We start from the raw sequence: 11,898 nt of genomic DNA, 5'->3' as shown, positions 1-11,898 counted from the left end.
CTTAGCCCATAATGACTAATACTTCATTTTCATCCTTCATTTCGGATTCGGGGAGAAAATTATCATTTATCTCCTTCCCATTTATTATTATCTTTTTTACTCCCTTTTGAAACCCACTATGATTTTCAACTTTGATCTTTAACCTTTTTCCTCTAAACATCCTTTCCATATAGAATTCTTTCCAATGAGAAGGAACACATGGATCTATTCTTAGCCCTTCATAATCGGGTTGAAGTCCAAGAATACCTTCTACACATGCTACCATAACACTGGATGCAGTACCTGTCAGCCAATGCACATGAGCTCTACCATGGAATGGACTATCTTTACCCTCTACAAATTGACAATGCACATAAGGTTCAGCTTCTCTTATCTCGGCTTTATCATTCATATTAGCTGGATTTATCTCTTGGAAATATTTATAAGCTCTATTCCCATTTCCAAGCATAGTTTCAGCCTTTATCAACCAACCCTGAGGATGACAGAAAATTCCAGCATTTTCTTTCATTCCAGGATTAAAAAGTATCATCCTAAACACAGGAAGCCCTAAGGTTCTTACAGGAGGATACATAATCATAGCGCCATAATCGGTATTTAGTATTTTCTCCACATTATCCATAACAATCTTTGCCTGCTCAGAAGTTGCTACTCCTGAAAGTACAGACCATACCTGAGGATTAAGCCAGAAACTTGCCTCAGAATTATTCTTTGAGCCTATTACTTCGTCTCCCATAAATCCTCTTACAAACCTATCCCCTTCCCAAGCATATCTTTGAAGGTTTTCATATAATTTACTTGCTTCTTTCTCTGCCCATTCCAAATCTTCTTTTTTTCCTTTCTTTTCCGCAAATTCAGCAAAGATTTTTAAGGCTAAATATAGTTGGAAAGATGCAAAAACTGTTTCTCCTTCCTCTCCCAATCTTAAAGTATCATTCCAGTCTGCATCAAGTCCATAAGTAAGACCATGTTTCCCAAGTTTGCTTAAAGAAAACAGTATTCCCTTTCTTAGATGCTCATAAACCGTATCTTCTCCATAATCAGAATAAGGTATTACTTCATCCAAAAATGCGAGATCTCCTGTTTCTCTCACATATTGACGTGTGGTAATATATAACCACAAATGGTCATCACATCTATATTCAGTATAACCAGTTCTCTTCACATAATAAGGATTATCTAAGGATAAACCTTGATTGGGCTTAATTTCGTAATCAAAAAATACAAGAGGTAAAGCTACCCCCTTTGAAGTTTGACCCGCAAGCATAAGTCTTAGTCTATCCTTTGCACTTTGAGGATCAAGATGAATTATCCCTTGAATATCTTGAACCGTATCCCTATATCCATAGCCATCTCTATGTCCTACATAGATCATAGAGGCTGCCCTTGACCAGAAAAAGGTTATAAAGCACTGGTAAGCATTCCAGATTCCTATCATACTGTCAAAGGATTCATCAGGAGTTTTTACTTTAAAATTCTCAATCCTTGAATGCCAATACCTCTTAAGCTCTTCCCATTCTCTCTCTACTTTTCCCTTTTCTTTATACTTTTCCATTACCTTCCTTCCTGTTTCCTCTGCTCCATCCCCAAGAACATAAATTATTTCTTTCTCCTCATCCACATCAAGTTCAAGAATAACTTGAGTTCCTGCACAGCTATTTTTGCCATAGTTAAGACTATTACTACATTTTCCTTTTTCCACTGCTATAGGGTTAGAATAATCTCTATAATTCCCTATAAATACATCTCTATCTCCATCAAAGGATACCACTTCTGCTCCAATAACTCCAAAAAATCTATTAAACCTTCTCCCACTTATTCCTTTCTCCTGAGGAATATTTCTTCCCAGTTCAGAATAGTTTTCATTTATGGTCTGAATAATAAGATTATCTTTGTAATAAGTGCGAGATATGAAAAGGGTATATTGCATGTTTACTAAATCCTGATTTTCATTAGGTTCATTAGTAAACTCTGCATAGCTAAAGAGGGATATCTTCCTTTTTCTTCCACTTTTATTTCTTACCTTTATAGCCCATACCTCATAAAGAGCATTTAGAGGTACATAATAAAGAGTTTCAGTCTCAATTCCATCATATCTTGAAGATATGATAGTGTAAAGAACTCCATGCCTACATACTGATTCATATTTTGATAAATCCTTTTTTACTGGAAGCCAAGAGGCAGACCAAAAATCCCCATTTTCCATATCTCTTAAATAAATATATCTTCCAGGAGCTGTGGTTGGAGGAACATTGAACCTACCTCTTAATATTCTTCCACTAGCACCTGATTTTACAAAACTATATCCCTGAGCATTATTGGTTATAATAGCTCCGTATTCTAAGGATCCAAGATAATTAGTCCATTCACGGGGAGTATCGGGTCTTGTGATTACATACTCTTTCTTTTCATTGTCAAAATAACCAAACTTCATTGAATGACCCCCTTACCTTTTAAAGATTTTTATTAAGAAACCGTTTATAATTTCATAAAGAAACTTTTAATTAATAAGTATACTATAATTTTTAAACCATTATGTCAAGCATTAAGTAACTATTTACAAAAAAATATAAAATAGAAAGGAGAAAGACTATTTATCTTTCTCCTTTCTAAAAACAATCCTGAGAATATAATTTAAAATCAGCTTAGCTTCTTGCCTTCTTTATTGCTTCTATATATTCCTTTGCTCTCTCGGTAAGAATCTCAAACTTCTTCTCAGCAATTACCTTTTTATCTACAAGATTTCCTCCAACTCCCACAAAACATGCTCCTGCTTTAATAAACTCACCCACATTCTCAAGACTTACCCCACCTGTAGGAGAAATCCTAATATAAGGCATAGGTCCATGTATAGCCTTTATATACTTAGGTCCAAGAGTATCTGCGGGGAATAACTTAACTACATCGGCACCCTCTTCCCAAGCAGTTAAAATCTCAGTAGGAGTATATGCCCCAGGAATAGCTATCTTATCATAGCGATGACAAAGATTTATGATCTCTTTCTTCAAAACAGGAGAAACTATAAAATCGGCACCTGCAAGAATCGCTAATCGGGCAGTTTCAGGATCAAGGACAGTTCCCATTCCCACTATGGCATCTTTACCCAACTCTTTTTTCACTTTTGGCAAATACTCTATGGCAGAAGGAACTGTCATAGTAACTTCCAAAGCTATAACTCCACCTTCTTTTAAGGCTTTCGTAACTGGTATAAGATCATCAGGAGAATCAGTCCTTATCACTGCTACAATTCCGCAATCAATCATCTTTTGTAAAATATCAAACCTATCTCCCATAATAAACCTCCTTACTTCTTAGCTTCTTTCATAATTTTCTCCACAGCTCTTAACCATTTATGCTTAGGATCATCGTACATTACTGATTCTCTAATCTCTCCCGCAAGTATCCACAAGTAGTATAACTGATATCCAGGTGCAGCCACAACAGGATGATATCCCTTAGCTATTAGAAGTAAACTATCATTCTCTATGAGAAATACCTCATTAATATCACCCTCCTCAGTATAAACCCTTTGAAGTCCAAAACCCGATGGAGGATTTACTCTGTAAAAATAAACCTCTTCCATCCTCACTTCCTCAGGATAATTGTCAGTATCATGCTTGTGAGGAGGATAACTAGACCAATTCCCAGGTGGATTTATGGTCTCTCCTATAAGAAGTCTCTTTGCCTTAATCCTTCCATCAATAATATCCTTTACATCCCTTCTCCAATTATATACCCCTACATCCCTTACCACCACATCACTAGGCTTAATCAACTTAACCTCCTCGTCAGTCTTTACTTTTGTCTTACAAATAGCAACCTCAAGAGGCTCTAATGCCTCAATTTTTACTTCCCTATTATTGGGTACGTAAAAAGCATAGGCATTACCATCAAAAACATTTCTCCTTGCTCCAATGGAGTTATACATCTCCCCATCAATCTCCACATTGCATTTACCTGTAAGAATCACAAGTCCAATCTCATAATCTCGAGAGTTAAAATTATAACTGTCTCCTTTTTGGCCCTTAAAAATATCAAGCTCTATAAATTGCATCTCTCCAGGCTTAACAAGAATATTTAATCCCCATTGCAGATTAACCTTTCTAAACATACTTTAAGATCCTCCTTTTTTATTGCTAAAAAAAATATTTATCCTTATTTAAGAGAATAAAGACAATAAATTTTTATGTCAAGAAAAAAATATAAATCAAAAAAGAGCCCCTATGAGGTGGGGGCTCTTTTTTACTCTTCTATCTTTATTTTCAGTCTTAACTAAGTTCCAAGCAGATCAGCAAGAGGAAGCTCTAAATCGAAATTGTCATATCCATCTGTAGTGGGATCTCCATCACTATCCTTAGTACCTGAAATTATTAAAATTGGATCAGTAGTATCAGCGCCATTAACACTTGATGTAAAATTTGCCATTAATTTATTATTCACGTTAATATTTTGATCATAATCGACATATGTCATATATAAACCCATACTTCCTGTAAGAATACCTATGTTATTAAACTGAGAAAGACAAGTTATGCTAATATCATCCCAAGACAATGTAAGTCCAAATTTATTCATTTTATTTGGATCATTTTTAGATGGAGCTAAAAAGTAGAAAGAAAATTTTCCACTTACAGGATAAACATTTATGGTATCTACCCTAATATTTTTGTTAAAGACAAAATATCCTTCCTCAACTACTACAAATCTCAATGTATCTGTAGAATCTAAGTATGCTTTAAGCTCTAACTTCTTAAGAGAGGAGTAATATCTAATTTTTAGATAAGAAGAACTATCTAAAGTTAAAGTATACCATCCATCGGCATCGGGTCCTTGCCAATTAAGCTCAATAGAGACCTTATCTATGGATTTAGCCATCGGAGCCTTCTCAATTAATTTACTAAGCTCTGGTTTTGAAACAGGAGAGGTAGGCCATAAATTTCCTGGTAAATCTGACATATAGATTTGAATGCTTTTGTTGTACTCCCCACTATTAACTAAATCATAAATGTTGTTTAGTTCAGTACTACTTAAATCTTTATCTGCCTGTGGCTCCTGCTTTACACAGCCAGAAACAAAAAAAACAAAAAAAATAATAAGCATTAAAACAATAAACTTCTTCATAAAATTTTCCTCCTTCCCCTTGAAATTTTCTAATATTATAATAATATGGTAATAAAAATTTGTCAAATATTGATTAAAATAGATTAAATGAAAGAAAAACTAATTGGATTAACATTAGTTATAATAGCGTGCCTGTTTTGGAGTATATCCTTCTCAGTGTCAAAACTCCTTCTTAAAATTCTTTCTCCTTTTGAACTTGCCTTTATTAGATTCTTTCTTGCTTCCATCTTTTCACTAATTGTATTCTTTCCCAAAATAAGAAAGGCATCCTTAAGTTGGAATTATCAAAAGCCTCTTTTTATTGCTGGTCTTCTTGGAGTTACATTATATTTCATATTCGAAAATAGTGGTTTAAAATTTACTGATGCCTCAGAGGGAGCTCTTATAGTAGGATCTTTTCCTGCCTTAGGACTCTTAGTAGAATACTTGTTTCATAGAGAAAAACTTCCTTTAAATAGGATATTAGGAGTTCTTCTCTCCATTCTTGGTGTATTTCTCATCATGAGCGATTCAGGATTAAATTTAAAATTTAACAACCTTTTTGGAGATTTTTTAATCCTACTTTCTGGAATCTCTTGGGTCATATACAACTGGGAGATTAAAAGGGTTAATCAAAATTATCCTCATGAGGTAATAACTACCTTCCAAATGATATGGGGTTCTATTTTGTTTATTCCTTTCCTTTTCTCTACAGGATTAAAAATTCCAAAAACCCTTGATGCATTTATAGGAATATTCTTTCTTGCCTTCTTTTGTTCAGGGCTTGGATATCTTTTCTACAACCATGGTTTAAAAATCCTATCAGTAAGCCAAGTAGTTAATATCTTAAATCTGATACCCCTTTTCGGAGCTATATGGGGAGTAATTTACCTCAATGAGTCTTTAACTTTTATAAAGATAATTGGTGGAGTGCTAATCATTTTAGGGGTAAGCATATCATCCTCAAAATAAAAAGCCTGCCCTCTTTACGAGGGCAGGCTAATTTTTCCAAATATCACTTCACAAGTTTTAAATTCCCAAGATAGGATGGATTTCTCCAGTTTTCATTCTCAGTCTCATTCCATGCAATAATTCCAACTCTGCTTCCAAACCTATCAGCATCGTTTACTTGCACGTCAAATCCAATTACATCTCCCTCGTTAAGTTTTCTTGTTCTCATCTTTACTTGCGCCTCTACAATATAGCCAAAGTCAGTCTTTTTTGTAGCTGTCACAAAGTAATCACGGGAAGCATTAGTACCATAACTTTGTACATTCTCAAAATTTACCCTGTACTGAGCATCATTTTTATCGTAAGAGGTTGCTTTTTCATTACCCTCATCTACAAATATTTCTAAAGAATCTTGTTCCCATGGATTCGTACTATCCTTATTTAGAAGTGAATCATACACTTCAGCCCAAACATATATACTTTCTTCGTCCCAGAGTACTCTGAATTTAGCATATGCTACCTTCCCCTTTACCCCCTGTACATAACGATCAGTAATATATTCCTCGGCATTTTTCCAAACCTCGTCCATCTCTGCATCAATCTTAGGTTTACCATATTTAGCAGTAGCAGTTAAAGTTTGACCAAAAGCTAAGGATAGGAAAAGCCCGATAACCAAAAGAGTAATGAGGATAAAAAGTCTTGACCTTCTCACAAAAGATCCACCCCCTTAAGTAAAATTTTAATTGTGGTTGTATTATAAAATTAATTTTAAAAAGAGTCAATTTTTTTATTAGTAAGTTTTATTTTATTTCTACTTCATCGGCAAATTGACTCATATAAAGGCGATAATAAAAACCTTTCTTTCTAATAAGCTCCTCATGACTTCCCATCTCTATTATTTCCCCATTGTTTATCACCAAAATCATGTCAGCATTTTTTACTGTAGACAGTCTATGAGCTATCACAAAACTCGTTCTTCCTGACATTAAATTTAACATAGCTTTTTGTATATATTTTTCTGTAACCGTATCCACATTACTGGTAGCCTCATCAAGAATCAAAATCTTAGGATCTGCAAGAATAGCCCTCGCAATAGCAATAAGCTGTCTTTGCCCTTGACTAAGACCCCCTCCATCTTCAGAGAGCACTGTATCATAGCCCTGGGGAAGTTTAATTATAAAGTCATGGGCATGAGCCAATTTTGCCGCTTCTTCAACCTCCTCATCGGTAGCAGAAAGTCTCCCATACCTTATATTTTCCCTAATTGTTGTAGAAAAGAGGAGAGTATCTTGAAGAACAATCCCCAAAAATTCCCTTAAGTTCTTTCTTCTTATTCTTCTAATATCTATTCCATCAATTAAAATCTCACCATCATCCACATCGTAAAATCTTGCCACCAAACTCGCAATTGTAGTTTTTCCTGCCCCAGTAGGTCCAACAAGAGCAAAAACTTCTCCTGGTTTTACATGAAAACTCACATTTTTTATTACAGGATTACCTTTAACATAAGAAAACCAAACATTCTTAAACTCCACTTCACCTTTAATATCCTTAAGCTCTATTGCTCCATCCATGACATCCTTCTCATCTTCTTCATCCATAACCTCAAAAATTCTCTCAGCACTCGCAATAGCAGACTGAATCATATTGTATTGGTTAGCAAGCTCATTTATAGGTCTTGTAAATTGCCTTGAGTAGTTAATAAAAACTGTAATATCTCCTATTGTAATTAATCTTCTATAAGCAAAAAAACCTCCTACTCCAGCTATAATTGCAAATCCTAAGTTATTTAAAAGGTTCATTAGAGGACCTATAGAACCAGAAAATATTTGAGCTCTTATACCAACTTGAGTAAGATCATTATTCACTTCTTCAAATTTTTTAATCTCCTTTTCCTCTCTACCAAATATTCTAATTACCTTTAAGCCCGAAATATCCTCTTCTATGATTCCATTTAACTTTCCAAGAAGAGTCTGATTAGCATAAAAATAATTTCGAGTCCTTTTTGAGATAAAGTCAGTTAAAAATACAGTCAATGGAATAGTTATTAAACTTACAAAGGTCATAGGAATACTTATTCTAAGCATCATAATTACTATGCCAATTAGAGTAGTAATAGCAGAGAAAAATTGTATCACACTGTTAGACAAAACCATACTAAGGTTATCAATATCATTGGTTATCCTACTCATTAGGTCTCCGTAAGGGCGAAGATCAAAAAATTTAACAGGCAAAGAATGAAATTTGTTGAATAAATCGCTTCTTAATGTGAATACTAACTTTTGAGTAGTTTTCAACATTATATAACCTTGAAGCCAGGCAAGAAAAGAAGATAAAAGATAAATTCCTCCAAGAAGGATGAGAAAATTAAGAAAGCCTGCAAATTTCTTAGGTAGTATATACAAATCTATGGCACGACCTATAAGGTAGGGACCAATTATACCTAAAACCGAGGAGATAAATACCAATAAAAATGAGAAGACAAATCCCCATTTATAGAGACTTATATATCTTAATAACTTCTTCAATGTGCCCAAAGGATCTTTTATTTCAATCTTTTCAAAACTAAACCGAGGACCTCCCCTCCCAGGACCACCGAAAGGTCTCGGACCAAAACCTCTCTGAGGAATTTGGCTTCTTAAAGTTCTATCATCTCTACGCATGTTTTACTACCTCTTCATCTATTTGAGATCTATAAATCTCTTGATAAATAGGATTCTTCTCTAAAAGTTCATAATGAGTACCAAAACCTACAATTCTCCCTCTGTCAAGAATTATAATCTTATCAGCATTCATCATAGTACTTACCCTTTGAGCTATTAAGAAGGTAGTGCAATGCTTCATTATCTCCTTTAACCCTCTGATTATTTTTTGTTCTGTTACAAAATCTACCGCAGAAGTAGCATCATCCAGAATTAAAATCTTTGGTTTTTTGATAAGGGCTCTTGCAATAGCAATCCTCTGCTTTTGTCCCCCAGAAAGAGTCACCCCACGCTCTCCAATTACTGTATCATATCCATTAGGAAGCCTTATTATAAAGTCATGAGCCTGAGCAATTTTGGCAGCTTCTATCACTTCTTCATCAGTAGCATCCTCTTTTCCCCAGCAAATGTTTTCTTTTATAGTTCCAGAGAACAAAATTATATCTTGGGGAACCATGGAAATAGCACTTCTTAAAACCCTCAAATTTATATCCCTCACATCTCTACCATCTACAAGAATTCTTCCAGAAGTGGCATCATATAGCCTTGGAATAAGATTTACTAAGGTAGATTTTCCAGAACCCGTTGTACCTATTATTCCTATAATCTCTCCAGCTTCAGCCTCAAAATCTATATCTATAAGTACAGGCTCCCTATCCTTGAAATAACTAAAATAAACATGTTCAAACTTAACCTTCCCGCTCTCTATAGATCTTGTATCACTCTCCTCTTTATCTTCAATGTCAATTTTCTCCTCAAGTACTTCTACCACTCTTGAAGCTGACGCTGAAGCCCTTGAGATAAAAATCAAAATATTTCCAATCATCATTAAAGAAAAAAGAATCTGTCCCATATAGTTTATATAAGCCATCACCTCTCCAACTTGCATATTTCCTCTTTCCACAAGAAGTCCTCCAAACCATAGCACAGCTAAAATGCTAAAATTCATAATCAGCATAAAGAGAGGCATGGCAATTATCATAAGCATAAGCGCTTTTATAATAGCATTCATCAAAGCAGTATTAGCATATTTAAATCTTTCCCTTTCATAATCTTCCCTTCTAAAAGCCCTTACTAATCTTATCCCAACTAAATTCTCTCTCACCACACTATTCACATAATCAATTCTTTTTTGTACTTCTGAAAACAAAGGAAAGCTTCTTTTCATAATAAACAAAAAGAGAGCAATAAGGACAGGAATTGATAATAAAAATATGAAAGAAAGATTTTTATTTAGGGATATAGCCATAATTATCCCACCAATAAAAAGTAAAGGCGCTCTTACCATTATTCTTAAAGCCATCATGACAAGGGTCTGAAGCTGGGTTACATCATTGGTGAGACGTGTAATAAGAGAAGATGATTTAAATTTATCAATACTATGAAAGGAAAGTTTTTGAACCTTTTTAAATAACTCATTTCTTAAATCCTTACCAAAATTCTGACTTGCAATAGAAGAAAAAATGGTACAGCCAACACCTCCAATCATACCTATCATAGCAATACCTAACATAATAAGTCCTGTGTTAAGAATAACTTGAAAATTATTTTTCAAAATTCCTTGGTCTACAATTTTAGCAAGCAAATTAGGCTGATAAAGATCACAAATAACTTCCACAAGCATTAAAAGAGGTGCAAGAATAACTGCATAAGTATAAGGTTTTAAAAACTTCAAAAGTTTTCTCATATTTTTACCCTTTTTCTTCGTTAAGTATTCTCAAATTATCTCTGATCCTTTCTAAATAATTTTTTAAAGTCTCTCTTTCCTCTTCTGTAAAGTTCCCAAAGCATTCTTCTTCAAGCTGTTTATAAGTTTTCTTCAGTTTACAGATAAATTTTCTTCCCTCATCGGTAAGATAAACCTTTGAGAACCTTTTATCTTTTTCATCCCTCTTTGTAATTACTAAACCTCTTTTTTTCATTCTCCTTATCATTATAGCAACGGTAGAAGGCTTTATTTTCATATTTTCTACAATCTCCTTTTGGGTTAAACCATCTCTTTCTGATAAAAGAAGAAGTATAGGCGCCTGTCCCCGATAAAGCTTCAAACCACTAAGAAGTTTTTCTCTCCTTATAAAGTGCTCCCTTATCACTTCTTTAAATATTTCATATATATTCTTCTTCTCCATACTTCTCTCCAAAAATTAGCTATCTAAATATTATCACTCCACTATAAATTTTACAAGTATACTAACTTTTTCTCTTTTGCCGATTCATACCAACCTTCTATTACCCTCATATCTTTCAGCCCATCAGTTCCTGAAGTTGCAGGCTCTCTTCCTTCTTTTATAGCCTCCTCCGTGTCTTTTATCTCAGCCACATATTGATTCTCTCCATAAAAATTATAAAAGGTGTAATTATTAAACCTTCTTAGGATTACTTTTCCATCATACTCCTGATATAATGTGTCAAGAATATATAAAATACCTTCATCTCCGCGTATTTCAAAGGACACAGAAAGCATAGTATCATAACTTACATCCAAAAGTGCCATCATACCATTATCAAAACGTACCACTGCACCTGCATTTTGCTCTACCTCATACCCATAATGCTCATTGATAGCCACAATCTCTTCAACTTTATTATTAGGAAACCAAAAATGAAGGGTATTTATCACATGAACTCCAATATCCATTATGGCTCCACCCCCAGCAAGATCTAAACTATATCTCCAGGCATTCCTCTCATTATTTACAAAAGAAAAGCTTGCCTTTATAATTCCAATTTTCCCCACAATATTTTCCTCAAGAAGCTTTTTAGCTCCAATATTAAAAGGATTAAATCTTCCCATATTGGCAATTCCAAGAATAACCTTATTTCTTTTGCACTCTTCTACCATCTCCTCAGCCTCTTTCACACTAAGCGCCATAGGCTTTTCACAAAGCACATGAATTCCCATCTTAGCACATATTATTGTCTGCTCTTTATGAAATTTATTTGGCGTTGCAATATAGATCACATCTACATCTTCTACAGCTTCTAAATTAGAATAAATTCTTGCCCCATATCTCTCAGAAAGATCTTTTGCTCTCTCTGGATTTGTGGTCACAATAGCTGTCAACTTTGCCCCGGGAACTTGCTCTAAGGCAGGCAAAAACCTATCCCTTACAATCCTTCCAGTTCCCACTATTCCCCATCTCATAAA

General features: G+C 34.4%; 10 protein-coding genes. 1 reads left to right on the top strand and 9 read right to left on the bottom strand.

Going from position 1 to position 11,898, the window contains the following annotated elements; translation table 11 throughout:
- Nucleotide 1: 1 nt before the first annotated feature.
- From DTUR_RS03290 to DTUR_RS03275, 4 genes are all read right to left on the bottom strand, one after another.
- Nucleotides 2–2,431, bottom strand: coding sequence for a glycoside hydrolase family 94 protein (locus DTUR_RS03290; protein WP_012583018.1), 2,430 nt, complete (start codon nt 2,429–2,431; stop codon nt 2–4).
- Between the two features lie 211 nt (nt 2,432–2,642).
- Entirely contained in the window at nt 2,643–3,290 is a 648-nt protein-coding gene (locus DTUR_RS03285) for a bifunctional 4-hydroxy-2-oxoglutarate aldolase/2-dehydro-3-deoxy-phosphogluconate aldolase (protein ID WP_012583017.1), read from the bottom strand.
- 11 nt (nt 3,291–3,301) lie between these two features.
- Nucleotides 3,302–4,108, bottom strand: coding sequence for a 5-deoxy-glucuronate isomerase (gene iolB / locus DTUR_RS03280; RefSeq protein WP_012583016.1), 807 nt, complete (start codon nt 4,106–4,108; stop codon nt 3,302–3,304).
- A 161-nt stretch (nt 4,109–4,269) separates the two neighbouring features.
- Nucleotides 4,270–5,118: a lipoprotein gene (locus tag DTUR_RS03275; RefSeq protein ID WP_012583015.1), complete on the bottom strand. Its 849-nt coding sequence runs from the start codon at nt 5,116–5,118 to the stop codon at nt 4,270–4,272.
- A gap of 87 nt (nt 5,119–5,205) precedes the next feature.
- On the opposite strand from DTUR_RS03275, the gene DTUR_RS03270 reads away from it, so the two are divergent.
- A complete protein-coding gene (locus tag DTUR_RS03270) occupies nt 5,206–6,069 on the top strand; it encodes a DMT family transporter (protein WP_012583014.1) in 864 nt (287 codons plus the stop codon).
- Between the two features lie 43 nt (nt 6,070–6,112).
- Here DTUR_RS03270 and DTUR_RS03265 read toward each other — a convergent pair whose 3' ends face one another.
- The 5 genes from DTUR_RS03265 to DTUR_RS03245 form a co-directional block, all read right to left on the bottom strand.
- Nucleotides 6,113–6,760, bottom strand: coding sequence for a sugar-binding protein (locus tag DTUR_RS03265; RefSeq protein WP_012583013.1), 648 nt, complete (start codon nt 6,758–6,760; stop codon nt 6,113–6,115).
- An 88-nt stretch (nt 6,761–6,848) separates the two neighbouring features.
- Nucleotides 6,849–8,711 (bottom strand): ABC transporter ATP-binding protein, encoded by a 1,863-nt coding sequence (locus tag DTUR_RS03260; RefSeq protein ID WP_012583012.1) that lies wholly within the window; start codon nt 8,709–8,711, stop codon nt 6,849–6,851.
- Complete coding sequence (locus tag DTUR_RS03255; RefSeq protein WP_012583011.1) at nt 8,704–10,437, bottom strand: ABC transporter ATP-binding protein; 1,734 nt, start codon at nt 10,435–10,437, stop codon at nt 8,704–8,706. Before DTUR_RS03255 ends, DTUR_RS03260 begins: the two co-directional genes overlap by 8 nt.
- A gap of 4 nt (nt 10,438–10,441) precedes the next feature.
- Entirely contained in the window at nt 10,442–10,879 is a 438-nt protein-coding gene (locus DTUR_RS03250; protein WP_012583010.1) for a MarR family winged helix-turn-helix transcriptional regulator, read from the bottom strand.
- 50 nt (nt 10,880–10,929) lie between these two features.
- A complete protein-coding gene (locus DTUR_RS03245; protein ID WP_012583009.1) occupies nt 10,930–11,895 on the bottom strand; it encodes a Gfo/Idh/MocA family protein in 966 nt (321 codons plus the stop codon).
- Nucleotides 11,896–11,898 lie beyond the last annotated feature (3 nt).

Origin of the sequence: Dictyoglomus turgidum DSM 6724 (assembly GCF_000021645.1) — a bacterium.
Classification (GTDB): Bacteria; Dictyoglomota; Dictyoglomia; order Dictyoglomales; family Dictyoglomaceae; genus Dictyoglomus; species Dictyoglomus turgidum.
The sequence above is the reverse complement of the archived record's forward strand: the minus strand, read 5'-3'. Positions and strand labels throughout refer to the sequence as shown.

Bases quoted from the DNA above. Each gene is read 5' to 3' on its own strand.
- DTUR_RS03270 (WP_012583014.1), top strand. From the start codon at position 5,206: ATGAAAGAAAAACTAATTGGATTAACATTAGTTATAATAGCGTGCCTG.
- DTUR_RS03260 (WP_012583012.1), bottom strand. From the start codon at position 8,711: ATGCGTAGAGATGATAGAACTTTAAGAAGCCAAATTCCTCAGAGAGGT.
- DTUR_RS03285 (WP_012583017.1), bottom strand. From the start codon at position 3,290: ATGGGAGATAGGTTTGATATTTTACAAAAGATGATTGATTGCGGAATT.
- DTUR_RS03275 (WP_012583015.1), bottom strand. From the start codon at position 5,118: ATGAAGAAGTTTATTGTTTTAATGCTTATTATTTTTTTTGTTTTTTTT.
- iolB (WP_012583016.1), bottom strand. From the start codon at position 4,108: ATGTTTAGAAAGGTTAATCTGCAATGGGGATTAAATATTCTTGTTAAG.
- DTUR_RS03290 (WP_012583018.1), bottom strand. From the start codon at position 2,431: ATGAAGTTTGGTTATTTTGACAATGAAAAGAAAGAGTATGTAATCACA.
- DTUR_RS03250 (WP_012583010.1), bottom strand. From the start codon at position 10,879: ATGGAGAAGAAGAATATATATGAAATATTTAAAGAAGTGATAAGGGAG.
- DTUR_RS03245 (WP_012583009.1), bottom strand. From the start codon at position 11,895: ATGAGATGGGGAATAGTGGGAACTGGAAGGATTGTAAGGGATAGGTTT.
- DTUR_RS03255 (WP_012583011.1), bottom strand. From the start codon at position 10,437: ATGAGAAAACTTTTGAAGTTTTTAAAACCTTATACTTATGCAGTTATT.